We start from the raw sequence: 26,116 nt of genomic DNA on the forward strand, positions 1-26,116 counted from the left end.
ACCTTAAGCTGCCAGCATCTCCTGCTTGGCTTCCAGCTCTTCCCATCGGCCATAGGCTGCTTCAAGCCCTGCTTCCAGCTCCTGCAGGCGTAGCTGATCCTTCTGGAAAGCCTCGGGATCAGTAGTGAAATAGTCAGGATCACAGAAATGAGCCTCGATCTCCCCCTTCTCCATCTCCATCAATTCAATATCCTGCGGCAGCTGATCCAGTTCACGCTGCTCTTTGTAGGAAAGCTTGGTCGCCTTTTTCACCGGTTTGGGCGCGCTCTGGGCAGGCGCCCGCTTTTTCTCTTGCTCTGTCTGCAGCTGCGCCTTTTCCTGCTGTCGAATCTTCCACGCCTGGTAATCGGAATAACCGCCCTCGATCGGAACGATCACGCCATCTCCCTCAAAGGCGAGTACACGCGAGGCGACCCGATCCATAAAAGCGCGATCATGCGAAACAAGAATCACGGTGCCTTCATAATCGGCCAATGCTTTTTCCAGTACGGCAAGTGTGCCGATATCGAGATCATTCGTCGGCTCATCAAGAACAAGAACATTTGCAGGCTCCAGCAGCAGCTTTGCCAGCATCAATCGCCCCCGCTCACCGCCTGAAAGCGCCGCCACACGTGTGTTCATACGCTCCTTGTCGAAGAGAAAATCCTGCAGATAGCTGACAATGTGGCGCGGCTCGTGTCCGCCGATATGCACATAGTTGCCGCCCTGCGGCAGCAGTACATCCTTTAGTTTTATATCCGCATTCAATTCACGCATCTGGGTAAGGAATGCAGGGGCAAGGCGAACACCGTGGCGCACCCTGCCTGAATCGGGGGCCAGCTCTCCAAGCAGAATATTGAGCAGGGTCGTTTTACCGATACCGTTGGGGCCAATCAGCCCCACCCGATCGCCCGCCATGATCTTGTGGCTGAACTTTTGGCAGATCACGGTCTCGTCAAATGCGTGCGAAACCTCGATAGCCTCCATCAGCATCTTACCGGGTTTAATGCCGGATGAGACGCGCAGGTCCACATCACCGCCACGAAGCCTTCGACTCGCCCGCTGCCTCCTCAAATCCTCCAGCGCCCGTGCTCTCCCCTCGTTCCTGGTACGCCGGGCAGGAATCCCCTGTCTGATCCAGCGCTCCTCTCCGGCCAGAAGTTTGTCGAATTTACGAAACCGGCTCTCCTCCATCGCCAGCAACTCGGACTTCTTCTCCAGATATTCTGCATAGGAACAGGGAAAATGGGTCAGGTGACCACGATCCAGTTCGATAATCTCCTCAGCCACGGCATCAAGGAAGTAGCGATCATGGGTGATAAACAGTACCGATCCCGGAAAAGAGGCAACGAACTCCTCCAGCCATTCGATTGACTCAATATCAAGATGGTTAGTCGGCTCATCAAGCAGCAGCACATCGGGCTCTGCCACCACGGCACGAGCCAGCGCCACCCTGCGCAACCAGCCACCGGAGAGTTCACCCACATCGCGATCTGCCTGCAGCTTAAGCTTCGATATTGCCGTCTCGATTCGCGTATGCAGCTTCCAGGCTCCGCTGTGTTCAAGCTCCTCCTGCAGGCGTTCCACCTCTTTCAGCATGGCATCCGAGCTGTCATTTTCCAGCTTCTTAAGTGCATCGTGATAGGACTCCAGACTCTTCGCCACGTTACCGAGCCCGTCGGCCACCACATGAAAAACAGTAACCCCTGCATCGAAGTGAGGTGCCTGCGGCAGATAGGCTACCCTTGTTCCCGATCGCAGTGTCACCTCGCCGCTATCCGCTTCGATCAAGCCGGCCATAATCTTGAGCAGTGTGGATTTTCCCTCGCCATTGCGGCCGATAAGACCGATACGCACACCGCGTCCGATAGCGAGATTCACGTCATCGAGAAGCACCTGCGGGCCGAACGCTTTGTCGAGATGGTTGAGGGTCATTAGTGGCATGGGCGCATAATAGCCGTTAAACAGCAAAAGAAACGCCCTGCATTTACAGGGCGTTTCATCAGTGCCTGAGCCAGTTCATTCAGCAGACACGATTTTATTTGCAGTGACCCCGGCCTTCGCCTCCCGATCCGTCAGCAAAGCGTTTTCCTTTGCGATCCATTTTCATCTGTCTGGCTTTCTCTTGCTGCTCGGGTGTCAGCATCGCATGCACTTCGGCACGCACTTCGCTTCTGTGGATCACCATCTGCCGGGTAAGCTCCGCTTTTTCACTGGCAAGCCTTGCCACCTGTTTGCTGTAATCCTTGGCTGAAGGGTCAAGGCTGCGCAGTGCCTGGCGGTTTTTGTGCATGGCATCATGCAGTGCTCTCCCTTCAGCTCTGTTTTCTTCGTGAATCTGTTTGAACTGGTTGCGCTGGCTATCACTCAGATCCAGTTTCTCAGCCATTCTCTCGACGCGGCGCTCCATGCTCTTTTCACCACCGGGTCCGCCAAACGCGTAGGCCATATTGGCACCCGCGACAAACAGCGCCGATGCAACCACAAAGAAGACGACAGTTCTCAATCCGTTTTCTCGTTTCATTACCTTTTGCTCGTTCATTATATGCTCCTTGGTCAATTCACTACGCTCTCCGGCGCATGACGAATGGTGATCCTCTGCATGCAAAGTTGGGCATTGCTTGTGCAAAAGATATGCAAATCAATGTAAAGGAAGCGTAAAAGCAGCTTCCCGAACCCTTTTTTCGTGGCAATATGGCGACATGGCTATTCTGATGATCGATGACGATGTTGAACTCTGTGAACTGATGCAGCGCTTTCTTGCCGGTGAAGGTTTTGAACTGGCTTGCGCCCATGATGGTGAGGCCGGACTGGAGCAGGTCAGGGCCAACGATTTCGAATTGCTGATTCTCGATATCATGATGCCGGTAAAAAACGGCATGGATGTATTGCGCGAGCTGCGCGGTTTCAGCCAGGTGCCGGTGATCATGCTGACGGCGCGTGGCGAAGAGATGGATCGCATCATCGGCCTTGAACTCGGGGCAGACGATTACCTGCCCAAGCCGTGCAATCCACGCGAACTGGCAGCCAGAATCCGGGCCATCCTCCGCAGAAGCGAAATGCCGGAGCAACAGAAACCGAATGCAGAGAAGTCTTTTGGCAGCATTACATGGCAGCCGCAATCGCGCACAATTTCCGAACGGGAGCAACCGCTTGATCTAACCGCCACCGAATACAATATCCTGGCAGCCCTCATGGAAAAGGCTGGCGAAGTGGTCGACAAACAGGCATTGAGCAAGGCGGCACTCGGTAAACACTATGGTCCATTCGACCGTACGCTGGATGTGCACATCGGTCACCTGCGCAAAAAACTTTCACCGCTTGGCAATGATGAACCGCGCATCAAAACCGTACGCGGTGTCGGCTGGCTGTTCGTACCGGAATAAGCAGTGCGCATCTTCACAAAAGTTTTCCTTCTGCTTATGGCAACACTGCTTGTCACTGCCGGCCTCTCCAGCTGGCTTGGCGAGAAGTGGCGCTCGGAGAGCATCATCATTGAATCACGCGTCTCCCAACTCACCTCTCTTGGAAAAGTCGCTGTCGAGATTTACGAGCTTGAAGGCAGAGAGGGTTACCGGCAATGGTTTCGCCAGAACATGCGCAGCAAGAATGCCTACGGCAGGCTTCTGGAGAGTGATGGAGCCTTACTTGGCGGTTTCGGCCAGGGAAGGCATGTCAGACCGTTGCCTGAACATCTGTCTGAGCTGCTGGATCAGGCTAAAGCTGAAGGCAGCCAAATCACCCTGATCCGCCCCCCCATGCTGGCTGTTGCGCTGCCTCTGTCGGGTCAGCAAGGCAGTTATTTCTGGGTGGCAAGCACGCTTCTCTCAGATGATGAGATGCGGGAGAGCGGCGGCACCATGCGGCTTCTGCAACTTCTTGTTGCACTGCTCACCATTGCTGCAGTCAGCACTATTCTTACACGCATGCTAACCCGACCCATTAAAAGCCTGCAGCACACAACCGAACGGCTTGGTGAAGGTGAACTTGATAGACGCGTGGAGAGTGCCGTTACTGGCAGAACCGACGAACTGGGAGAGCTGGGCAGAAGCATCAACAGCACAACCGATCAGCTTGTTCAACTGCTCGCGAGCCATAAACAGCTCCTGCGCGACATATCGCACGAACTTCGCTCTCCACTGGCACGCCTGCAAGTGGCACTGCAGCTGGCAAGAAATTCCGCTTCTGAAAGCACGAACGAAGAGTTGGATCGTATTGAAAAAGAGGCAGAGCTACTGAACGAACTGATCGGAGAAGTACTTACACTAGCCCGGATCGAGCAGGGTGGCGTAGAAATTCAGAGACAGCCCCTCAATCTGAACGAGATTGTTAATGCGGTGGTTGCCGATGCGGTTTTTGAGGCGGAAGCGGAAGATAAATCCATTCTGTTTACTGAGCAGGCGCCAGGTCGCATTACAGGCGACCGCTTATGGATCACGCGTGCGCTCGACAATGTGATTCGAAATGCCATCAGGCATACACCTGCCGGAAATGGTGTCGAAGTTTCGCTGGTTACATCCGGAGATAATGCAGTAATCGAGATCCGGGACCATGGTGATGGTGTGGATGAATCGATTCTTCTGAAACTGTTCGAGCCATTTGTGCGCGGCTCCGAAGCCCGCGAGCGCCATCAGCGCGCTTCCGGTTACGGCTTGGGGCTGGCGATTGCCAGAAATGCTATCGAACTGCATGGTGGTACGATCACAGCCGCCAACCATGTTGATGGAGGACTTTGCGTCACCATCACGCTTCCGAAACTGTAAAACTGAAATGCCTGCAACTGTTAAACAGCCAGGGGCATATTATTAATAAAGGAGGCCGAAGCCCCCTCTATTATCAACCAACATGGTTCCGAAGATGGCTATAGCGAACTCAAACGCTTTATGCCTGCGACCATTTCATCCCGTTTGGCTATTGCCTCATCAAGATCGCTCCGGACCTTGGCCACTACGGCCTCGGGTGCACTGCCGCAGAACTTCGGATTGGCAAGTTTACCTTCATTCAAGGCGATATCCTTCTCAAGCTTGGCAATATTCTTTTCTAGACGGGCGGTCTCCTCTTCAACATTGATCAGACCAGCCAATGGAAGGTATACCTTGGCATGAGCCAGAGGCGCAACGGCAGCACCATCAACCTCGGAATCGGCATCCTGCCATGCAAGTGACTCAAGCTTGGCCAGACTCATCAGCAGTTTTTTCTCTGCTTCAAGATCGGCCTGAACATCAGCACCGCAGGCGATAATCGCATCAATGCGCTTGCCAGGTGCCACATTCATCTCACCACGCACCGAACGAATCGCAGTAACCACCTCCATCACACGATTCATGCGTGAAACGGCCTGTGCATCTGTCGCATAACCCTGAACCCAGTTATCGGTCACGAGCCTCGCATCGGGACCATGAAGCTCCTGAAACAGCGTTTCAGTAATGAACGGGCAGATCGGGTGCAACAGGCGCAGCCAGCCATCCAGGGCCGTCAGCATCACAATCTGCGTTTCCGACTTGGCCGCCTCATCATCACCGTAGAGGGCCACCTTGGCCGCTTCCACATACCAGTCGCAGTAACTGCCCCAGATGAAGTTGTAGAGGGTGCCGGCCGCCTCGTTGAAGCGGTATTCGGTCAGTGCCTTCTCGACATCACGGGTGCAACTGTCCAGCTCGCTCAAAATCCAGCGATTCACATCATTTTCTGGCTGGATTAATGCATCCGGCCTGGCATCACCACGATTCATGAATACGAAGCGTGCCGCATTCCAGATCTTGTTCATGAAGTTGCGGTTCGACTCGATACGTTTGACGTCGAGTTTCACATCACGACCCGGTGTCGCCATATGTGCCAGTGTAAAGCGCAGCGCATCGGCACCATAATCGCCGATAATCTCCAGCGGATCGATCACGTTACCCTTGGACTTGGACATCTTCTGTCCCTGTGCATCGCGGATCAGTGCGTGGATATAGATATCCTTGAATGGAACCTTGCCGGTGAACTTCATGCCCATCATGATCATGCGGGCAACCCAGAAGAAGATAATGTCAAAGCCGGTGACCAGCACATTGGTGGAGTAGAACCTCTCCATCTCCTCCGTATTTTCAGGCCAGCCAAGGGTGGAAAATGGCCAGAGGCCGGAAGAGAACCAGGTATCGAGAACATCCTCATCCTGCTTGATCTTGGTAGAACCGCAGCCGCTGCAGCACACGGCGGCCTCCCGGCTTACCGTAATATGATCACAATCCTCACAGTACCAGGCAGGAATACGGTGCCCCCACCAGAGCTGTCGGGAGATGCACCAGTCCTGAATATTGCGCATCCACTCGAAATAGGTCTTCTCCCAGTGCTGCGGCACAAACTTGATATCACCATCTTCAACGGCGGCAATGGCAGGTTCTGCAAGTGGTTTGATATCGACATACCACTGATCGGTCAGATATGGCTCAATCACCGCGTGTGAGCGGTCACCGCGACCGACCTTATGCATATGATCCTCAACCTTGTACAGAAGCCCCTCAGCCTCCAGATCAGCCACCATGCGCTCACGCGCCTCATAACGATCCAGACCGTGATACTGCTCGGGAATCCAATCCTCCTCAGCGATATGGGCGCGATTGGTGAAGATATTCAGCAGCGGCAGATCATGGCGTTTGCCGACATCATAATCGTTGAAATCATGCGCCGGTGTAATCTTCACACAGCCTGTACCGAACTCAGGATCAACATACTCGTCGGCAATTACCGGGATCGTACGGTTACAGAGCGGCAGGATCAGCTGTTTACCAATCAGATCTTTGTAACGCTCATCATCAGGGTGTACTGCCACCGCACCGTCACCAAGCATGGTTTCAGGACGTGTGGTGGCAACAATCACATGTTTGGTCGGATCATCGGCATGCGGATACTGGATATGCCAGAAATGCCCCTGCTCCTCATCATGTTCAACCTCAAGATCGGAAACCGCCGTCTCAAGCACCGGATCCCAGTTGACCAGACGCTTGCCTCGGTAGATCAGCCCCTCTTCATAGAGGCGGACAAACACTTCACGAACCGCATCGGACAAACCCTCATCAAGGGTAAAACGCTCACGGCTCCAGTCACATGATGCGCCGAGTCGCTTCAGCTGAGAGACGATGGTTCCGCCAGACTCCTCTTTCCACTCCCATACACGATCAAGGAAACGCTCACGGCCAAGATCCCTGCGATGAACCCCCTCTTTATCGAGAATGCGCTCAACCACCATCTGCGTTGCAATTCCGGCATGATCCGTACCCGGCTGCCAGAGCACCGATTTGCCCTTCATGCGTTGCCAGCGAATCAGCATATCCTGAATCGTAAAAGTAAAGGCGTGACCCATGTGCAGGCTTCCGGTGACATTCGGAGGAGGAATCACAATGCAGTAAGCATCATCGGATTGTTCCCCACTGGCAGCTTTCGGGCGGAAGGCATCCGAATTCAGCCACTGGTCGTTTACGGCGGGTTCAACCGCCTGCGGGTCATAAATTTTAGCAAGCTCGTGCTGGCTCATGGAGAATCCTCGGTACAGGTTGCAGATTGGAGCGCCATCCTACGGCCTGCTAACCAACGGGCAACCTGTGAAATTCTTTGTTAAAACGGAACCCGCTGAGCCCTGCAGAGAAACCGCATCAGAGAGTGCCCCGCTTTAAAATAGTCGCAGGCGATATCTGCCAGATCATCCTGCTCGATCAGGGCGGGTGCAAGATCACTAAGGCCGATGAAATCCTTTCGCTTAATGTCATCAATCATCGGATGAGTTTTTTCAAAACCTCGCGGTGCAGATTTCAGGCTATCGCCTACAAGGTTAAACCAGCGGCTGAAGTCACCATCATTACGGGCTTCCAGCCAAAGATCGGGTTCATCAGCGATCAGCTTACGTATTTTCAGAAGTGCATCAGCCGGAGGATGCCAAGTACCGACCCCGACAAAACATTCGGCTGCACTGATGTGAAGGTAATATCCCGGCGCATGGACATCCTTGCCCGCCTCATGCCTGAATTGAATGCCGATATTGGTCTTGTAGGGGGCTTTATCCTTTGAAAAGCGGGTATCACGGAATACGCGCATCAGTGAACCGCCCATCTTGCGCGCATCAGCTCTGAAGTGAGGCGATATCTCCGGCAGACGTTCGCCCACCGACTGAATCAAATGCAGTGCCGGTGAGCGGACCAGGTTTTCGTACTGCTGTTTGTTATCGGCGAACCATTCGCGATTATTGTTCTCACTCAGAGCTTCGAGAAATGCGAAGGTTTCGCTGGAGAAGCGATCCACTCAGGATTTTCCGAAATGGTCGGCAAACTTGTCAATCCATTCGCTTGCCGCCTCTTCGAATGTGAGCTTGCGATTCCTTATTGTCTGTTGCTGCTGGTACTCCCTGATGCTGCAGACCTGCTCCACCATTCTGGCACGGAATGAGGTCTCCTCGCTGAGAAACCTCACACCTATCTCAAACAGTCCGCCGCCGGTTGAAACGTGTCTCCAGCGAACCACACACAGCGCCTCAAATTTTGGCTTGATATAGGGGATCCTGATCTTCAGCACAGCGCCTTTTTCAAGGAAGACATTGGTCTGGAAGGAGAGGCCACCCTCGCTCATTTCGTGTACGGAAACCTGTTCAGGCGGCTCTTTCTGAGGAAAGATTTGAATTGGCACATCTACCGGATGGCGGTAGTACTCTCTACGTTCCATATCGTGCTCGGAGTCGCTCATGACTTCACCCCCAGATATTTTGGATCCAGCCCCATCTGTCGATAGGTTCGGAAGCGCTCTCGTGACATCTGCTTCAATGACTCATCCCAGCCATCGACAAAATCAACCAGATGGGAAAATCCGGAGATATCAGGCGGCACTTCCAGGCAACCGTTTATTACCACCTCGGGATTGTTGTCCCGTACGATCCCGGTGGCAAGCAGGATCGGCTGCATCGCATTGGCCTGACTGTCCGACCCTGCAACTGCATTGGCCAGAAACGATTCGGGGTGAATAGTCCAGAGCCGTTCACTCAACTGGGCTGCAAACCCCTTATCGGGACATAGAACCAACAGATGCGGGGTCAACCTTCCCCTTCTCAGCAATAGGCGTGCAATCCCCTCCACCCGGTCCGGCTTTTCCAGAAGCTCAAAATGAACCTTCATATCATCACTCATGAACGTCTTTTCCACACCTGCATCAGGATAATCAGTGACGCTATCGGCAACACAAGTGCCAGTGACTGCGCTGTGTCCGGTTGCATGCGATATCCAAGCCCCAGAACTGCCGCTTCACCAGCTACGATCAGAGCGGGAATTTTCCACGACCAGTCGGACTTTAACCAATGGTTAACTGGCCACTTCTCCGACCAGCGCCAGAGCAACCAGGTGGTAATAATGCCTATGCCCAGACCTGCAACAACATCAATCGGGAAATGGACGCCACCATAGACGCGCCCTACAGCAGCAAGCAGGAACAGCGTGGCAAGTGCCCAGCTGCGCCAATCTTTCACCGACCAGAGAAGAAAAGCGACCAGCACCAGAACGCCATCCGAGGTGGCATGCCCTGATGGAAAACTGTGGGATGTGAATGCGGAACCCAGCACATGGACATTTTCAAGGACCGCAGGCGGGCGCGGCATATCAAAAATCCGCTTAAATATCTGGGCTATCAAACCGGACAGCAGATATCCGCTCAAAGCAACCATGCCGAGACGCAGGCGATATAACATGAGCAGAGAGGCAAGCAGAGCGATCACCAGTCCGTCGCCAAGACCACTGACAACGCCAAAGAAGGCATCACCAATGGGTGAATGGGAATCGTTGATCAGTCGGAAAAGCGCATGGGAACTGTCCATATCCTGCATAGGTGAGAGCCTACTCATCTGCCGATAGCTATTCTACTAATGCGGAACATCGATGCTGTTTATACCAGAGAGTAAATAAAATCGTGATGATCGATCTCACCAGCTGCCGCCATCTTCAGTGCGTGCACTGATTTTGGCTGCAATCCATTCTCCATAGCGATTTTCTTCAGCTCTCCTCCACTAATACCGTCGTGAATGGCCTGACGAATTGCCTCATTCACAACAAGGAATTCGTAAAGCATGACCCTGCCTGTATAACCGCTCTGATCGCAATTGTCGCAACCCACCTTCTCATACAGGTGCTCGGGCTCTTCCAGACCAAGGTCTCGAATCATGGTGAAAGAGGGGTCACTCTTATCGATCTCGCGACGGCAATCCGGGCAGAGTTTCTTGAGAAGGTTCTGGCTTATAATACCGAGCAGTGCCGGGGCAATCAGGTAGTTGGGAATGCCTAGATCATTAAGGCGGATGATCGTGTCCACAGCAGAGTTTGTGTGCAGTGTGGAGAGCATTAGATGTCCTGTCAGTGCCGCTTCGATACCAATCTCGGCTGTCTCCGCATCACGCATCTCACCAATCATGATAATATCGGGATCATGGCGCAGCACATTGCGAAGAATTCTTGCAAAGGTCATACCGATCTTCTGGTGCACCTGAATCTGGTTGGCCCCCTCAATCTCCGACTCCACAGGATCCTCAATGGTAAGGATATGAGCCGGAAGGTCCGAGATGGATTTAAGCACAGCAAATAGCGTGGTTGATTTACCGGAACCGGTTGGACCTGTTACAAGAATAAGCCCGAAGGGTTTGCGTGACATGACCGCCAGCTGTTTCATGTCCTCGTCGCGCAGTCCAAGCGTATCGAGATCTGCAGCCACCTCCTTGCTCAGTACGCGAAGAACGAGTGATTCTCCGAAAGTGTTAGGGATACAGGAGACTCGGAACTCATAGGTATGTTTACCCTCTTTAAGAATCAGCCGGCCATCCTGCGGCAACCGCTGCTCGGAGATATCCATGCCTGAAAGGATTTTTATGCGTGCGGCGATTTGGCGGTGCAAACTTTTATCGAGAGCATTCTCGGATATCAGTTCGCCGTTCGTGCGATAGGCCAACGTGATCTTCTTGGCCTGTGGAAGAATATGGATATCAGATGCTTTCTTGCGAAGACCGCTGCGAATCAATCTGTTTACAAGCCTGATGATCGGCGACTCTTTGGCCGACTGAGAAATCTCCAGTTCATCGATCGGTTCCTCTTCCTCCAAATCCTCCTGATGAACAAATTCAACATCCAGTTCGTCGGAATCGATCTCTTCATACATCATTTGTTCAAGGTGCGCCTTCAACTGGGAGGTTTTCACCAGAACCTCATTCACCTTCTTTCCGGTTTTGAAACTGATGCCATCGTAGGCATCCAGCCCCATCGGGTCGGCAAGAGCGATGGTAATCGAGCGATGGTCAGAATCGATCGGCAAAACCTGATACTTTTCGATAATATCCGGCCCTACCTCAAAGCTTGCCATCGAGTTTATCTCATATTCATCCAGATCAAGCGTTGGCAGGCGGAACTTCTTGGCCAACGCCGACAACAGCTGATCTTCGGAAATAATTTGCGAATTGAGCAGGATCTCGCCAATACGCTGGCCGCGCACCTTCTGCTCCTCCAGTGCAAACTGAAGGTCACTATCAGTAATGAGTCCAGCCTCTATGAGCAGCTCTCCAAGCCGCATTCTACGGCGGCTCTGCACCAGCAGTGCAGAGTCGATATCAGCCCGCTGAACCTTGCCCTGATTGACGAGAATATGTCCTAACGGCTTATCTTCCTTGCTACTCTTCTGGTGTTCTGCCTGCTCCTCCAGCGCCTGTTCAACATCAGTGATGGTCACCAGATCCTGATCTACCAGCAGATCGCCAAGTTTCATTTTGGACTTGTGCTGCAAGTTGACCGCGTGATCCAGCTCCTTATCTCTAAGCTTACCATGCTCTTTCAGAATTGTGCCGATCGGGAGTACCTTCTGTGAGTGCTCCTTCAGCGCCCTTTCAATATCTTCGGCTGAAACAATCGCCTGATCCACAAGCAGATCTCCAAGCCGGTCGGGTTTCTCCTGAAGACGAATGCCATGGTCATAGAAAAATATCCGCTGAAAGGGGAAGTCACTATCCTTTCCTATGGCGAAAAAACCCAGGGCATGTGTTGCAGGTGGCAGTGCCATCACCCTGAAAGATTCCGAATGCACTGTTACAACCTTCAACTCGTCCATATGCAGAAGTTTTGTAGGTCGTTCAGGAGACGCATCTTTGGAGTCCTGCATACCTATATAGGCAATATCCTGAGCATCGAGCTTACTGGCATGCTCCTCTCCGGACTTGTCTACTTCGATATAGTGGAGTTTTGTCATGATAGGGGAAAAGCCGAACAGATATCCATCAAGGCTCTTTCCGTTTACCAGCTTGATGATAACTTTCTGATAACGACTCTGCAGATTTTTCTTGTTCACAAGCCACACCCTCCAGCAGGACATACAGGCGAATATCATGAACAAACTCGCTGCACGCCTCAATCCCAAAGCGACTATACACACCAGATTCTTACTGTGAAACATTTGTACGATAGCGCTTTGGGCTACCCTTCTCTGGTTTCTATCTCCAGTGTGGATTAAACCCAGAAGTGAACATCTTTCCTGAAGTCATCAATATCCATCTGCTCCCTGTACAGGTTGATGGCAAAAAGCATCTCTCCGTGCTTCTCCTGTGGTGCAAGCGTTTCCGAACCAGAATACCGGCCCACTATCATGTCGTGGCTTGCTCCCCTTCCACCCTTAACAGCATGTGAAGCAGGAAGAGGCTGTTTGGGCATGGCGGTTTCTGCACTTTCCACTCTGGCTTCAGCCGTTTCTGCAAATGAGTGCGAGAATTGTGAATCAGCTGCCGTATTCACTCCCTGAGAGTGGACTCGACTCGGCGCATCTGCTGCCTCCATGACATGATCGCCGATATCTTTGCCTGTTGAGTGACTGACAAAGACATTCGCTACCGCTGAAGCAACGCCTGTTATCCAGCTGCCAAGCAGTCCGCCAAAGATAGCGCCGCCCACAATGCGGGCTTCATCACCAATCTCATCCCCGGTCAGTTTACGATAGATCGTAGAGATGACCGGCAGATGCTGCAGCGGATTAATCATATCGATAAAATCAAGAAGGCCAAACTTGGCCGGTTCCCCTGCCCCTGCAGGTTTGGCCGGCGCCATTGCAGGCGTGAGCTGCGCAGCAGAGTGCTCTTTTAACGCAGCTGGCTTCGCCTTCTGAACGGCGAAAGATTGCGGAAATGGCGTCAATTTCGGAATGGCTTGCATATCAGATCAGAAGCAAGACGCAGGCCAGAGAAGAAGCCCTTTTATTTCAATGTGTTATAACAATACACGGCAATATAACAGGAAAATACCCCCCACCTCTCCGGCATTTTTTGCTGCAGAGATGGGGGGAAGATAGAGGCTTTAAGCAACCTTTCTGGAGAGATAATCGACAACCAGCCGTACACCTGCACCGGTTGCGCCCTTGGCTGAGATTTCAGTTCCCTTCATGTTCCAGGCTGTGCCGGCAATATCGAGATGTGCCCAAGGGATATCATCAACAAACCGGGAGAGGAAACAGGCTGCAGTAATGGTTCCCGCTTCGCGGCCGCCGATGTTCTTGATATCGGCAATCTCGGACTTGATCTGCTCCTGATACTCCTCATACATCGGCAACTCCCACACCCGGTCGTATGTGTAGTCACCGGAAAGCATTAACGACCTCTTCAACTTCTCATCTGTACCTATCAAGCCGGATGCATGTGCACCCAGAGCAATCACACATGCCCCGGTCAGGGTGGCAAAATCGATGATCTCTGCCGGCTTCTTCTCAGCAGCATAGGCAAGTGCATCGGAAAGGATGATACGCCCCTCGGCATCGGTATTGAGCACCTCTATGGTGATCCCCTTGTAGCTGGTGATAATGTCGCCCGGTTTGTAGGCGGCAGATCCGAGAAGATTCTCGGTGGAGGGAATCACGCCAAGTAAATTGACCGGCAGATTCATCTCTGTCACCGCTTTGAAAATGCCGAGCACGGAAGCAGACCCGCACATATCGAACTTCATCTCATCCATCTGCGGCCCGGGCTTGATAGAGATGCCGCCGGCATCAAAGGTCAACCCCTTACCGACCAGTGCGACAGGTGCATCGCCCTTCTTGCCACCACTGTATTCCAGCACGATAAAACGGGGCTCTTTGGCCGAACCCTGATTCACTGCCAGCAGCGCTCTGAATCCCGCCTTCTCGATCGCTTTCTTGTCCATGACAGTGACTTTCAGTTTGTTATGACGCAGGGCCTTGGCCTGATCACCAAGATACTCAGGTGTACAGACATTACCCGGTTCATTTGCAAGGTCGCGGGCGAAGTTGGTGCCGAGCGCAACCGCTTTTGCCCGTGATACTGCATCAGCTGCATCATCCAGGTCCTTGCGCGATGGAATCATGATAGTCAGCGAACGCAGCGCCCGCTTGTTCTCTTCGGGTTTGCTCTTGTACTTCTCAAAACTGTAGAGCCCCAGCCAGACACCCTCTGCGATAGCCTGCACACGTTCGCTCACATCTGTACCACGCACCTGCAGTTCAGGGAGGTAGAAAGAGACATCGCGCGCACCGCTCTTATCAAGTCCGCGTGCAGCTTTTGCTGCGAGTGTCCGGAGCTTCTGAAGGTTCAGCTTTTTCTCTTCGCCTGCCCCGAGCAGGACAATTCGCTGGCTATGCGCGCCATCGACATCGTACAGTATTGCCGATTCGCCGAATTTGCCGGTGAGGTCAAACTTACGCAGGAATGAAGGCAATACCTTGCCTGTCTCCTGCTGCAGGGTTTTTCCGGATTCGGTCAGTTTGCGTCCCTCAAGCAGCGGAATAACAACCGCGTCATCACGCTGTTTGTGGGCATGCCCTGCTTTTACTGAAATTTCAATCATATCAACCCCTTCAATGAAATATGGAATGTTTCAACCGCTTGTTAATCGCGCCAGAACTCCGGCACCAGCAATACGAAGAATGTGTAGATCTCAAGACGGCCCAGAATCATACCGAAAATCAGTACGCTCTTGGCCATATCAGGGAGCCCCGCATAGGTACCGGAAGGGCCGACCTCGCCAAAACCCGGTCCGGTATTGGTGATACAGGCCGCTGCAGCAGTAAATGACGTGACAATATCCACGCCGGTAAAGGCGAGCAATGTGGCAATAATGATGTAACAGACGATAAACAGAACAGCAAAGCCCCAAAGCGCTTCCGTCACCTTGGAGGAGATGCGCTGGCTGCCCATTTTGACATGAATCACACCGTGCGGATGCACCAACCTGCGGATCTCACGCATACCCTGTCGAAACAGCAACAGGATACGCACCACCTTCATGCCTCCACCCGTAGATCCTGCGCAGGCGCCGACAAACATTGTCATCAACAGCAGCATCGTGGCACCCGGTGGCCAGAGACTGTAATCACTGACGGCAAAACCGGTCGTGGTGGCAATGGAGACGACGTTAAACACCACATGGATAGCCTCATCCTGCCCGGTCCATGCGATCATGCCGCCAATGACGATAAGCATCACGGCAATCCAGCTGATATAGGCCTTGAACTCCTCATCCTCCAGATAGGTACGCAGTGAGAAACCATGCAGGGCGGCGGCAAAGTGCAGTGTGAAGTTAATACCTGCAAAAATCATGAAAAGAATCGCCATTAACTGCAAAGGGATGTCGTGGTAATAGCCGAAACTTGCATCGTGGGTCGAGAATCCGCCGATGGCGACTGTGCACATGGCATGGTTAATCGCATCAAATGGAGTCATTCCTGCCAGCCAATAGGAGACGGCACAAACGACGGTCAGGCCGAGATAGAGATACCAGAGCAGCTTGGCCGTTTCAGTTACCCGGGCAGTCAATTTATCCTTCACCGGTCCCGGTGTTTCAGCCTTGAACAGCTGCATGCCACCGACTCCCAGAAGCGGCATGACCGCTACCGCCAGTACGATGATTCCCATTCCGCCCAGCCACTCCTGCATGGAGCGCCAGAAGAGGATCGAGTGCGGAAGATTATCCAGTCCTGACAGTACGGTTGCTCCTGTAGTTGTCAGGCCGGAAGCTGATTCGAACATGGCATCAATAACAGAGGGCAAGGTGCCGGTGGTCCAGAACGGAACTGCCCCCAGCAGAGAGAGGACAAGCCATGCCAGAGCAACAATCAAAAATCCATCGCGGTGGCTAAGCTGCTTGGGAGGATTGCCGCCGTAGCGCATCATGGAAGCGCCAAACAGAATCACAATGGCTCCCGCTTCGAGAAACTCAACTGCGTGGCCGGCGCCATAATAGAGCGCCACCAATGCAGGAATCATCATGCTGCCCCCATAGAGAGCAACAAGAATTCCGATCGTCCAGATTACGCCTTTGGGATGCAATGTATAATCCTAAAAGAATTCAAGATGCACTTCGAACAGCTTCTCAACTGCTGAGATCGAAGCACTCGTAGTAACGATCAGCACATGATCATGTGTCTCCACCTCTACGGAGCCATTGGGCACAATAATTTTACCATCACGCAGGATGGCACCGATCACGGTATCCTCAGGCAATGCCAGCTCTTTCAGGGGGCGATTCAGGACTGCACTGGTCTCCAGGGCTTCAGCCTCAAGCACCTCAAGATTACCATCCGCAATAGACGCCATGCCATGGATGCGACCCTTGCGCACATAGCTGAGAATGGAGGCTACAGTAGATAGGCGCGGTGAAACGGTGACATCCAGGCCAATCTGGCGCACCAGTTGCGTATAGATTGAACGGTTTACCAGTGTCACCACATGCGGGACGCCATACCGTTTGGAGATCAGGCTGCTGAGGATGTTTGTTTCATCATCATTGGTCAGCGCCAGAAAATCATCCATCTTATCAATATTCTCTTCTTCAAGAAGCTTCTGATCCAGTGCGTCTCCCTGAATCACCACAACATTCTTAAACTGATCGGAGAGCCATTCGGCACGCTCGTTACTATGCTCAATCAACTTGACCATTGCTCCGGCACGCTCCAGTTCACTCGCCACCTTAAAGCCAATGTGTCCACCGCCAACTATCATAATATTGCGACCTTGCGGTGAATGACATGCCATATCCAGCATCTCCATCAGCTTATCAAGCTGCCTGCGGGATACCGCCACATAGATGCTGTCGCCGGCAAGTAGTACGGTATCACCCTTTGGAACCGTCCAGCGCCCATTATGTTCGTGGGCTACGACATAAACACCAAGGTTTCCCATCACCTCCGGAAACTCCTTTAACGAGAGGCCGGATAGAAGACTCTTGGGACGCACTACAAATTCAACCAGTTGAATCTCACCGTCAAAAAATTCCCTCGCATCCAGGGCCGAGGATACATTCAGACGCCCCATCACCACCTTGGCCGCCTCACCCTCCGGAGAGATAATGACATCGATAGGAAGGTCATCACGACCGATCAGCTGTTCCCGGTTCTGCGCATAGTCAGCCTCACGCACTCGCGCCAGCTTGGTAGGCACCTTGAACAGTGAGTGGGCCACCTGGCAGGCTAGCATGTTCACCTCGTCATTGGTGGTGACGGCAATCAGCAGATCGGCACTCCCCGCCCCGGCAGCCTCAAGAATACTCGGATGCGAGGCTTTGCCGCAGATCGTTTTCACATCCATGGCATCAGCAATGACCTGCAGGCGCTCTCCATCCTGGTCAACAACTGACACATTGTTGCCCTCCCGAGCCAGTCGATGGGCAATGTGATAACCAACCTCACCGGCGCCAAGAATTACAACATTCATAGTGACTCCCTCTCAGGCGGAACCAGCCCGAATGCCTTGATCTTTCGGTGCAACTGGCTTCGTTCCATGCCGATATCAGAGGCTGTGCGGCTGATATTCCAGTCATGCTTCTCCAGACTCTGCAAAAGGAAGGTGCGCTCGAACACTTCGCGGGCTTCATGGAAACTGTCAGCATCGACTCCCGGAAGAGTGACTGCAGGCTTTGCCGGAGCAGCAGCCTGCATGACCTGTGCCGTTGACTGATCGGGCGGCAGCATGTTGCCGCTGCACATCTCCTCACCGGGCATCAGGATATGACAACGTTCGATATAGTTGCGCAGCTCCCGCACATTACCCGGCCAACTGTATCGCATTAATTGACTAAGAACCTCTGAACTGAAACGCACCGGCTTTCCTCCCAGTTCGTTAGCCTGCTCAGTCGCCAGTGTTTCGACAAGTAACGGCAAATCCTCAATCCGTTCTCTTAAAGACGGCATGCGAATCGAAACAACGTTCAGTCGATAGTAGAAATCTTCTCTCAGCTGCTCATCTTTTAGCGCCTGTTCGAGATCCCGTGAGCTTGCAGCCAGCAGCCGGACATTGGCCGGCATAGGGGCGGGATTGCCCAGTCGATGTACCACCCTCTCCTGCAAAACGCGCAATATCTTGGCCTGAGCACTCAGGCTAAGTTCAGCCACCTCATCAAAAAAGAGGGTTCCCTGATGCGCCGCTTCAAAACGACCACGCTGTGAATGCAGGGCACCTGTAAATGCCCCCTTTTCATGGCCGAAAAGTTCTGAATCGAGGCGGTTGGCCATCACACTGGCTGTATTCACTTCAATGAAAGGACCCTCTTTTCGCTTGGAGGCCTCATGCAGCAGCGTTGCAGCCACGGCCTTTCCGGTACCATGCTCACCAAGTATCAGGACAGGCGTATCCGACAGTGCCACCCTTTTGATCAACGCTTTCACCTCTTTGATCACAGCGCTGTTGCCGATCAACTCCCTGCGGCTTTGATGCTCTTTTTCCTGCTGCTTGAGATCACTGTTTTCCTGTTCCAGACGCCGTTTCTGCACAGCATTTCGCGCAAGTATCATCAGACGGTCGAAAGAGAGTGGTTTCTCAACAAAATCAAACGCACCCTGGCGTGTTGCACGCACAGCTGTATCGATTGTGGCGTGCCCGCTCATCATAATCACCGGCAGGCCAGCATCGACCTGCTGGATGCGGCTTAATGTCTCCAGGCCGTCAATGCCCGGCATCCAGATATCGAGCAGTACGCAATCGACGCTCTGTTTGCGTAATCTGGCAATTGCCTCTTCGCCCGATGCAGCGCTGACAACCAGGTAATTTTCATCTTCGAACAACCCCTGCAGCGAGTCGCGAATCGGCTGTTCATCATCCACAATCATGATTCGTGCAGTCATGATTCCTCCATCTGTTCACAATGCCTGGGCAGGCGAAGACAAAAGTGTGTCGGTTTTGCCGGGGAAACAAGAATCAGGCTGCCTCCATGATCCTCTGCGATACGCTTGGCAATCGCCAACCCAAGACCGGAACCATTCTCCTTGGTGGAGTAATATGCCTCAAATAGCTGAGATGCTACTGAAGCCTCAACACCTTCACCATCATCTTCCACATGCCATTCGGCAAACTCCTCCGACGTGGCTGCGTAGAGACGGACCGCTCCCCCTTCAACGCCATCAGTTGCGGTCAGAGCATTATCCACCAGATTTATCAGAACCTGACGCACCTGATCCGGATCACACAGACAGGTCCAGCCCATATCACACTCTGCCACCTGTAGCCGGTCGTAGGTGTTGAACAGCTCCAGCATCTCCAACAGAAGGGAGCAGACAGAAGCCTGACGAACTTTTGGCTGTGGCATTCTTGCCAGTGTAGAGAAGTCTGCAATGAGGCGCTGTAACCGCTCTACCTGTGCAATAATGGCATGGGTACAGGTGTCGAAGACCGGTTCGTCATCAACCTGACCCCGAAAACGCCGCTGTAATCGCTCTGCCGATAGCTTGATCGGTGTCAGCGGGTTCTTGATCTCATGCGCAAGGCGTCTGGCCACTTCGGCCCATGCCTTATTTCGCTGCGCCTCTGCAAGTTCGGAAATATCATCAATCACCAGAAGATATCCTGAGAAACCGGTCGAGCCGGTTTCGGCCAGGCGGGCTCCTCTAGCGAGAACATGCAGGCTCCGCCCTTCGGAAAGGTCGATGTCGAACTCACGCTGAAGATGGTCTTCCTGCTGGTGGCTGAGTTCGGCATAAAATTCCCCGATATCACGGAGATTCCCTTTACTTGCCTTGAGAATATCAACACTTGGCATCCAGTTATCGGGGAGGAGCAGAATGTCCCTTACCGCCTGATTTAGAAGGCGGACACGTCCATCGCCATCTACCAGCAGCACACCCGTATGAAGGTTGGCCAGCAGCGACTCCAGTACATATTGTCGCTGTCGGCTATTATCCAGCGCTTTCGTCAGTTCCTGCTGCGCCTGTTCAATAGCCTCAACGTTCAACTTCAGGCGATTCGCCATGGTGTTAAAAGAGTGAGCCAGGGAACCCAACTCATCGCTGGATGACTCTGAGATGACCACATTCAGATCACCTTCGGTTACGCGTCTGAGCGCATTGGCCAGATCACCGACCGGCGTTGTCAATCTGCGTGCAAACAACAGCCCTACCAGACCTGCGATGAGTACAACCAGAAGTGTTACAAACAGCATGACGTGGGTAAAAGTTTCACCAATATTCTGGCGGTTATGCTCCAACTGCCTGTAGCTGCGGTAATCTGCTTCCACTGCCCTCGCATTCTGAATCATTCCTGCAGGCAAACGAACCTCTACTCGTAGCAAACCTATCACGGTTGTCGGACCAACGATGGGGGCATAACCGACAGCAACCTCTCCATCTCCACGCGTAATCAACTCCGTTGATAGCCTGCCCAGCCGCATTGATAATCTGGCAGCATCACTTAAGGGAGTTGCTTTCAACGAGGTCAACTCACCCAGTTGAACACCTCCGATCAGCAGCTCATTGATATCGAAAAGCTCCGCCTTCTGCCAACCCTCAAGCTCCCTGATCTCGTTCAGATAGGTTGAAACCGTTCGGTAATCCAGCTTGCCGGAAGCCGCTGCAAGCAGGGTAGCGTCGCTGATATAGTTCAACATGCTGCGTTTCATATCTTTCTCAACGCGCTCATAGAACCCCTGAGCCAAGGTAAGCGCACGATCAAGAAGCTTATCCACTCGCACATCAAACCAGACATCCATGCCTCGCTCGACCATCTGATTTGCAGCCATTTGAATCATCATCGCAGGCACAAGCAGCATGCCGACCAGAGCAATGACCAGTTTGGCTCTTAAGCGCGATCCGGGTGGTGGTGCCTTCCTCTCCCGGATCAACTTGATCCCATATTGAACAAGAAATAGCGAAAGAATCAGCATGATCGACACGTTGACCCATGCAAGCAGAACCGATTCCCCATTTGAAGCTGGCCAGAGAACAACGGTCAGCGTCAATAGTGCTGCCGCCAGCATCAGCGGGATCAGACGCATCACCCCGGTTGGCTTCACGGAAGCTGAAACACCTGTTTCATTGATGCCTCTTCCGGCTTCAACAGGCTGGCCCACCATGCATCATTCACTTCGCCCGTATACAGTTCTACCGAAGCGTTCATGACATACAACGCACCAGACTCAAGGAGACTTTTATCCAGCACTGGGAACTGCTCAAGGTTTGCCAGAAATCGCGTTGCAGCCGAAAGATCATAAACCCTTTGTGAGATGCCGCTGGCCACATCCTCCAGCAACCAACTTCTTGACAGGAGGTCGGGCACAACTCGGCGAACCACAGCGATCTTGGCAATGTTCTTGTTAAGCCAGTAATCGCGCACCCTATCCACCCGAACGTACCATACCGTGCTCACCGAAATACCATCTTTCATGGCATGCAAAAATGCATCATCGCTACCGTTTAGCATGGCAGAGCAATAGATGACCTTTTCATCGACAATAACTTCTAATTCGCTCGAGCCCTCTGCATAAGCGGGGCTACAGGCAGCAAAAAAAACACCCGCTAGTAGCGGAATCAGACTGACCAATACATATCGCTGAAAACATCTCATCAGGCGAGAGTGTAGCAGCAGTCAGCAGCATGTTCGATGCAAAAAAAATGGAACAACCATCAGTCGGATCAAACCGTAATAAGCCTCTATCAGCAATCAGCAGAATGGAAACAGAGGAGCAAATAAAAAGGCTCCGGCGGATGCCGGAGCCTAATGTCTGACGCGAAACACTAGGGAGGGGAGGGAGGAATAGCGCCAGACACGACGGACATTATCGGCTATCACCTGAGAGTCTGGTTAACCATATGTTAAAAGTTATTCACATTGACGACAGTCAAAATCACAAAGACATTGGCGGGGGTAGGCACAAAAAACAGAGCCCGCTATTTGCGCGGGCTCTGGAGGATTCAGCGGAAGCTGCAGTGGCGCTGTGACCTATATGGACTGAACCCTTTAAGTTCAGGTGGGCGCAGCACTCCGACATCAGGCACTCCAGTTAAGGTGTTCACACAGCCGGAATAGGTAAGCTCCCAAAATTAGCGTATCGGCTCAAAGATATAAGTCACAACGCCACTTCAGCTTCCGAATACAATATACAGTTTTCGGCTGAATAAATCAAGCAAAAAAAGCTTTCACATCAATCTGTAAAGGAGCATTGAACAATCAGTAGTGATACCTTTTTAGGAGCGCATTCAGATCACTGCGCCTGAATGGCTGTCAGGGCAATGGTATAAACGATATCCTCTACCGACGCCCCTCGTGAGAGGTCGTTCACGGGTTTGCGCAAGCCCTGCAGCATGGGACCGATACTGACCACGTGGGCACTTCGCTGTACCGCCTTATAGGTGGTGTTGCCGGTATTTAGGTCGGGAAAGATAAACACGTTGGCCTTGCCTGCCACTTCGCTTTGCGGCGCCTTGTTTCTGCCAACAGAAGCAATGGCTGCAGCATCATACTGCATGGGCCCATCAACAATCAGATCTGCCCTGCGCTGGCGAACAATTCTGGTTGCCTCCCGCACCTTGTTGACATCCTGCCCCGATCCCGACTCTCCAGTACTGTAACTGATCATCGCCACTCTGGGTTCAAGACCGAAACGGATAGCGGAGTCTGCGCTCTGAATTGCAATATCGGCAAGTTCCGCCGCATCCGGATCAGGATTGATGGCACAGTCACCATACACGACCACCTGGTCAGGCAAACACATGAAAAAGATGGATGAAACCAGCTTGGCGGTTTCACTGGTTCCGATCAGCTGAAAGGCGGGCCGCACAGTGTTTGCTGTCGTGTGCAAAGCACCTGAAACCAGTCCTTCCACTTCGCCCATCGCCAGCATCATGGTACCCAGCACAACACGATCCTGAAGCTGATCCTCTGCGATTTGAGGTGTCATGCCTTTGTGATGCCTTAGGGCCACCATCTGCTCAACATAGCGGTGACGAACAACAGTCGGATCGATGATAGTGATGCCATCATCGAGTGTTATACCCTGTGACAGCGCACTCTGGTGAATTTTTTCCGGATCCCCGAGCAGCACGCAGTCAGCAATCTGTCGCTGCTGGCACTGCTGAGCCGCCAAAATGGTGCGCGGCTCATCCCCTTCCGGAAGCACAATCGACCTTCTTGCCTGAACTGCCTGTTGAATAAGCTGATAACGAAACGCCGCAGGCGACAGGCGCGGTTTGCGATCAATAGCACAACGAGTCTTAATCCACTCAGCATCGAGGTGATTGGCAACATGATCCATCGCCTGGTCGATCAGATCGAAATCATCAACAGCCACGGCCGATGGCATGTGAGCCAGTTTAGAAGCGGTCTGATAAGAGCTGCTCTCGACCAGCAGCAGTGGAATACCGGTTCGAATCGCCTGCTCGCACAGGTTCATGACACCGAAACTGGGGCGCAAGCCTCCGGTCAGCAGGATACCTGCAATCTGCACCCCGTTCATAGCCGCCATACACGCTGCCACAAAGATATCTTCGCGATCACCGGGGAATATCAATAGCGTATGCGGTTGATATACACTAAGTGTATTGGCAAGCGTACGGGCACACAGCTCCATACACTGCACCCGGCGCTGTTGCATTTCACCGGCGTGCAGAACTTCAGCGCCAAGATAATGGGCTACATCAGCTGTACGCGGCGCAACCAGTGAAGGCAGCCAGGGAATAGCACCAATAAAGTGAAATGGTTTTTCAACCATTTTTTTGCACATCTCATCCGTGCGAACTGCCTCATTGCCACCTGAGCCAGTCTGTAACAGATCGGCTTGCAGACATGGTTTCTCTTCACTGCTCTCCCCTACCCTGTTCAGAATGGTGCCGATCAGTGCAGTTCCGTTGGAACCGCTGAAGGCATTGGCAGCAATATCGACATACTCTTCAAGGTCGGCCTCGGGTTTGCCGACCAGGATAACCTCGGCATCCAGAGCCCGGGCTATGGCGGTATTGAGTCTTGTGGCATACCCGGCATGCGCATCTGCCACCAGCCCCTCAACCACCACCACATCGGAATGGCGGGCACTCTGCTGAAACAGGGCAATCACCTCTTCCATCAGTAGCCCTTCCCGGCCGGACCCCAGCAGCGCCTTTGCCCGCCTCAGATTGATCGGCTGAGGTGCATCAATATCTGTCATATGCTCGATCAACCGGGTAGAACGCTCAGGGCCACGGTCATAGTCATGCAGCTGTGCCACAGGCTTGCAGAAACCTGCTCGGATACCCAACCGATCCAGCGCCCTCACCAAGCCCAGGCTGACAGTGGTCAGCCCAGCGCCTGATCCTGTTGAAACAAGTAAAAAGGCGTGACTCATGTGGCTATATCCTCTTGAATTACAACTTTGCACACATAGCGCGCAATCATCTTCTCTTCACTGGTTGCAACAACCAGAACAGGCGTGGAGCTCTCAGGATGCGTGATAAACCCGCCTGAACTCCTGCCATGCCTGCTATTCCTCTCTTCATCGAGTTTTATGCTGAGAAATGCAAGCTGCTCAGTAGTTTTTTCCCGTATCACACTGGCGTGCTCACCGATACCGCCTGTAAACACAACAGCATCGACATGGCCAAGCGCAACAGAAAGAGAGGCCAAAGATTTTGCCAGCCGATAGCAGAATATCTCAATTGCCAAAGCAGCCCGTTCATTCCCCGAATCAGCTGCATTGAGCAGTGTGCGCATATCATTGCTAAGACCAGAGATTCCCAAAAGCCCTGACTGACGATTCAGAGCATCGGTAACAGATGCCAGTGATTCTCCGCTCTCTCTGACCATATATTCGTGCAGCCCCGGGTCGACGTCACCACTGCGGCTGCCCATCACAAGCCCCTCAAGCGGAGTCATCCCCATCGTGGTATCGACACTTACACCATTGGCTACCGCTGCCGCGCTGCAGCCATTCCCCAAGTGAACTGTTATTAAGCGAAGTTCGCCAAGCGGGCGACCAAGGCACTTCGCCGCCGCCTCGGCCACATAGTGATGGCTGGTGCCATGAAAACCGTATCTGCGCACCCCATACTGGCTGTACCAGTGGTATGGCACAGCATAAAGGCTTGCGTGTTTGGGCATGGCGTAATGAAAGGCGGTGTCAAAAACCGCGATATGGGAAACATCCGGCAAATAGCGCATCGCCTCCCGAACCCCCAGAAGGTTTGACGGGTTATGCAACGGGGCAAGATGCGACAGGGATTCGATCTCGGCAATGACTTCATCATCCAGAAGTGTCGGCGCAACAAACCGTTCGCCACCGTGCACCACCCTGTGGCCAACGGCTGTAACAAGCCCCTTACCCACTTTGCCGAACAGCAGATCAAGCATCTTCTGCATGGCATCTTCGAGAGTGCAGCAATTGAGATCGAATTGCTGTATTTCATCCGCAATCTTCCAGCTCAGCTCCGCATCGGCCTCACCCAGACGCTGGGCAACACCCTCGGCCAGCATCTGTTCAGACGGCATATCAATCAGCGCCATCTTGATGGAAGAGCTGCCAGTATTGATGACCAGAACCACTGTTTCAAACGTTTCAAACACTAAAATTGGCCTCTAAGAACACTTCATTCGGCAGATACTGAGAATCAAACAAGAAAACATACCAAGTAGCCATTACCGACCGGGAAACGGATTATGCTTAACATACTTCTCAATGCTACGACTCAACAGACAGAACGTAAACGGACATCGATGCATTTGATCACATGACCTTGACAGAGCAGGTGCTCCGCCTACCTGGAAAACAATTAATCTCCCCTTAGAGTCAATAAAAAAGGCCTCCGATTTCTCGAAGGCCCTTATACGATTTGGCTGGGGGACAAGGATTCGAACCTTGATTGACGGAGTCAGAGTCCGCTGTCCTGCCGTTAGACGATCCCCCAATTACGATGGGCGCGCACC

Annotated in this window: 19 protein-coding genes and 1 tRNA gene; 2 read left to right on the forward strand and 18 right to left on the reverse strand. The window is 52.8% G+C overall.

Annotated features, from left to right (window positions below; all coding sequences use genetic code 11):
* Nucleotides 1-3: 3 nt before the first annotated feature.
* Together Ga0123462_RS08040 and Ga0123462_RS08045 are read right to left on the reverse strand one after the other, a co-directional pair.
* Nucleotides 4-1,914 (reverse strand): ATP-binding cassette domain-containing protein, encoded by a 1,911-nt coding sequence (locus tag Ga0123462_RS08040; RefSeq protein ID WP_100266547.1) that lies wholly within the window; start codon nucleotides 1,912-1,914, stop codon nucleotides 4-6.
* 103 nt (nucleotides 1,915-2,017) lie between these two features.
* Nucleotides 2,018-2,521 (reverse strand): Spy/CpxP family protein refolding chaperone, encoded by a 504-nt coding sequence (locus Ga0123462_RS08045; protein WP_232726410.1) that lies wholly within the window; start codon nucleotides 2,519-2,521, stop codon nucleotides 2,018-2,020.
* Between the two features lie 160 nt (nucleotides 2,522-2,681).
* Between Ga0123462_RS08045 and Ga0123462_RS08050 the strand changes: the two genes are divergently transcribed.
* Both Ga0123462_RS08050 and Ga0123462_RS08055 read left to right on the forward strand, forming a co-directional pair.
* A complete protein-coding gene (locus tag Ga0123462_RS08050; protein WP_100265837.1) occupies nucleotides 2,682-3,365 on the forward strand; it encodes a response regulator transcription factor in 684 nt (227 codons plus the stop codon).
* 36 nt (nucleotides 3,366-3,401) lie between these two features.
* On the forward strand, nucleotides 3,402-4,742 hold the full coding sequence (locus Ga0123462_RS08055; RefSeq protein ID WP_232726411.1) for a sensor histidine kinase: 1,341 nt from the start codon (nucleotides 3,402-3,404) through the stop codon (nucleotides 4,740-4,742).
* 98 nt (nucleotides 4,743-4,840) lie between these two features.
* Here Ga0123462_RS08055 and Ga0123462_RS08060 read toward each other — a convergent pair whose 3' ends face one another.
* The 16 genes from Ga0123462_RS08060 to Ga0123462_RS08135 form a co-directional block, all read right to left on the reverse strand.
* On the reverse strand, nucleotides 4,841-7,495 hold the full coding sequence (locus Ga0123462_RS08060; protein ID WP_100265839.1) for a valine--tRNA ligase: 2,655 nt from the start codon (nucleotides 7,493-7,495) through the stop codon (nucleotides 4,841-4,843).
* Between the two features lie 80 nt (nucleotides 7,496-7,575).
* Nucleotides 7,576-8,256 (reverse strand): DUF2461 domain-containing protein, encoded by a 681-nt coding sequence (locus Ga0123462_RS08065; protein ID WP_100265840.1) that lies wholly within the window; start codon nucleotides 8,254-8,256, stop codon nucleotides 7,576-7,578.
* Nucleotides 8,257-8,694 carry a PilZ domain-containing protein gene (locus tag Ga0123462_RS08070; protein ID WP_198507323.1) on the reverse strand — a complete coding sequence of 146 codons (438 nt, stop codon included), beginning with the start codon at nucleotides 8,692-8,694 and terminating at the stop codon, nucleotides 8,257-8,259.
* Complete coding sequence (locus Ga0123462_RS08075) at nucleotides 8,691-9,131, reverse strand: DNA polymerase III subunit chi (RefSeq protein WP_100265841.1); 441 nt, start codon at nucleotides 9,129-9,131, stop codon at nucleotides 8,691-8,693. Before Ga0123462_RS08075 ends, Ga0123462_RS08070 begins: the two co-directional genes overlap by 4 nt.
* Nucleotides 9,128-9,838: a phosphatase PAP2 family protein gene (locus Ga0123462_RS08080; RefSeq protein ID WP_100265842.1), complete on the reverse strand. Its 711-nt coding sequence runs from the start codon at nucleotides 9,836-9,838 to the stop codon at nucleotides 9,128-9,130. The genes Ga0123462_RS08075 and Ga0123462_RS08080 overlap by 4 nt, the downstream gene beginning before the upstream one ends.
* Nucleotides 9,839-9,879: 41 nt before the next feature.
* Nucleotides 9,880-12,315 (reverse strand): GspE/PulE family protein, encoded by a 2,436-nt coding sequence (locus Ga0123462_RS08085; RefSeq protein ID WP_100266550.1) that lies wholly within the window; start codon nucleotides 12,313-12,315, stop codon nucleotides 9,880-9,882.
* A 158-nt stretch (nucleotides 12,316-12,473) separates the two neighbouring features.
* Nucleotides 12,474-13,169 (reverse strand): hypothetical protein, encoded by a 696-nt coding sequence (locus tag Ga0123462_RS08090; RefSeq protein ID WP_157821318.1) that lies wholly within the window; start codon nucleotides 13,167-13,169, stop codon nucleotides 12,474-12,476.
* 141 nt (nucleotides 13,170-13,310) lie between these two features.
* Nucleotides 13,311-14,810, reverse strand: a complete 1,500-nt coding sequence (locus tag Ga0123462_RS08095; RefSeq protein WP_100265844.1) for a leucyl aminopeptidase — start codon at nucleotides 14,808-14,810, stop codon at nucleotides 13,311-13,313.
* 41 nt (nucleotides 14,811-14,851) lie between these two features.
* A complete protein-coding gene (locus tag Ga0123462_RS08100) occupies nucleotides 14,852-16,231 on the reverse strand; it encodes a TrkH family potassium uptake protein (protein WP_100266551.1) in 1,380 nt (459 codons plus the stop codon).
* 69 nt (nucleotides 16,232-16,300) lie between these two features.
* A complete protein-coding gene (trkA, locus tag Ga0123462_RS08105) occupies nucleotides 16,301-17,674 on the reverse strand; it encodes a Trk system potassium transporter TrkA (RefSeq protein WP_100265845.1) in 1,374 nt (457 codons plus the stop codon).
* Nucleotides 17,671-19,080, reverse strand: coding sequence for a sigma-54-dependent transcriptional regulator (locus Ga0123462_RS08110; protein ID WP_100265846.1), 1,410 nt, complete (start codon nucleotides 19,078-19,080; stop codon nucleotides 17,671-17,673). Before Ga0123462_RS08110 ends, trkA begins: the two co-directional genes overlap by 4 nt.
* Nucleotides 19,077-21,239 (reverse strand): sensor histidine kinase, encoded by a 2,163-nt coding sequence (locus Ga0123462_RS08115; RefSeq protein ID WP_232726412.1) that lies wholly within the window; start codon nucleotides 21,237-21,239, stop codon nucleotides 19,077-19,079. Before Ga0123462_RS08115 ends, Ga0123462_RS08110 begins: the two co-directional genes overlap by 4 nt.
* Nucleotides 21,236-21,790, reverse strand: coding sequence for a DUF4390 domain-containing protein (locus tag Ga0123462_RS08120; RefSeq protein WP_100265847.1), 555 nt, complete (start codon nucleotides 21,788-21,790; stop codon nucleotides 21,236-21,238). Before Ga0123462_RS08120 ends, Ga0123462_RS08115 begins: the two co-directional genes overlap by 4 nt.
* 637 nt (nucleotides 21,791-22,427) lie before the next feature.
* On the reverse strand, nucleotides 22,428-24,542 hold the full coding sequence (gene pta, locus Ga0123462_RS08125) for a phosphate acetyltransferase (RefSeq protein WP_100265848.1): 2,115 nt from the start codon (nucleotides 24,540-24,542) through the stop codon (nucleotides 22,428-22,430).
* The gene (locus tag Ga0123462_RS08130) at nucleotides 24,539-25,756 is read right to left on the reverse strand and encodes an acetate/propionate family kinase (RefSeq protein WP_232726413.1); all 1,218 of its coding nucleotides are present in this window, start codon (nucleotides 25,754-25,756) and stop codon (nucleotides 24,539-24,541) included. Before Ga0123462_RS08130 ends, pta begins: the two co-directional genes overlap by 4 nt.
* Before the next feature lie 267 nt (nucleotides 25,757-26,023).
* Nucleotides 26,024-26,097: transfer RNA gene (locus Ga0123462_RS08135), tRNA-Gln, on the reverse strand.
* Between the last annotated feature and the right edge of the window lie 19 nt (nucleotides 26,098-26,116).

The sequence above is a fragment of the Mariprofundus ferrinatatus genome (genome assembly GCF_002795825.1).
GTDB classification, from domain to species: Bacteria; Pseudomonadota; Zetaproteobacteria; order Mariprofundales; family Mariprofundaceae; genus Mariprofundus; species Mariprofundus ferrinatatus.

What these genes read in the sequence shown, in the direction of transcription:
- Ga0123462_RS08045 (WP_232726410.1), bottom strand. Translation starts at nt 2,521, where the DNA reads ATGAACGAGCAAAAGGTAATGAAACGAGAAAACGGATTGAGAACTGTC.
- Ga0123462_RS08075 (WP_100265841.1), bottom strand. Translation starts at nt 9,131, where the DNA reads ATGAGTGATGATATGAAGGTTCATTTTGAGCTTCTGGAAAAGCCGGAC.
- Ga0123462_RS08040 (WP_100266547.1), bottom strand. Translation starts at nt 1,914, where the DNA reads ATGACCCTCAACCATCTCGACAAAGCGTTCGGCCCGCAGGTGCTTCTC.
- trkA (WP_100265845.1), bottom strand. Translation starts at nt 17,674, where the DNA reads ATGAATGTTGTAATTCTTGGCGCCGGTGAGGTTGGTTATCACATTGCC.
- Ga0123462_RS08060 (WP_100265839.1), bottom strand. Translation starts at nt 7,495, where the DNA reads ATGAGCCAGCACGAGCTTGCTAAAATTTATGACCCGCAGGCGGTTGAA.
- Ga0123462_RS08100 (WP_100266551.1), bottom strand. Translation starts at nt 16,231, where the DNA reads ATGATGATTCCTGCATTGGTGGCGCTCTATTATGGCGCCGGCCACGCA.
- Ga0123462_RS08095 (WP_100265844.1), bottom strand. Translation starts at nt 14,810, where the DNA reads ATGATTGAAATTTCAGTAAAAGCAGGGCATGCCCACAAACAGCGTGAT.
- Ga0123462_RS08050 (WP_100265837.1), top strand. Translation starts at nt 2,682, where the DNA reads ATGGCTATTCTGATGATCGATGACGATGTTGAACTCTGTGAACTGATG.
- Ga0123462_RS08055 (WP_232726411.1), top strand. Translation starts at nt 3,402, where the DNA reads ATGGCAACACTGCTTGTCACTGCCGGCCTCTCCAGCTGGCTTGGCGAG.
- pta (WP_100265848.1), bottom strand. Translation starts at nt 24,542, where the DNA reads ATGAGTCACGCCTTTTTACTTGTTTCAACAGGATCAGGCGCTGGGCTG.
- Ga0123462_RS08120 (WP_100265847.1), bottom strand. Translation starts at nt 21,790, where the DNA reads ATGAGATGTTTTCAGCGATATGTATTGGTCAGTCTGATTCCGCTACTA.
- Ga0123462_RS08070 (WP_198507323.1), bottom strand. Translation starts at nt 8,694, where the DNA reads ATGAGCGACTCCGAGCACGATATGGAACGTAGAGAGTACTACCGCCAT.
- Ga0123462_RS08090 (WP_157821318.1), bottom strand. Translation starts at nt 13,169, where the DNA reads ATGCAAGCCATTCCGAAATTGACGCCATTTCCGCAATCTTTCGCCGTT.
- Ga0123462_RS08080 (WP_100265842.1), bottom strand. Translation starts at nt 9,838, where the DNA reads ATGAGTAGGCTCTCACCTATGCAGGATATGGACAGTTCCCATGCGCTT.
- Ga0123462_RS08110 (WP_100265846.1), bottom strand. Translation starts at nt 19,080, where the DNA reads ATGACTGCACGAATCATGATTGTGGATGATGAACAGCCGATTCGCGAC.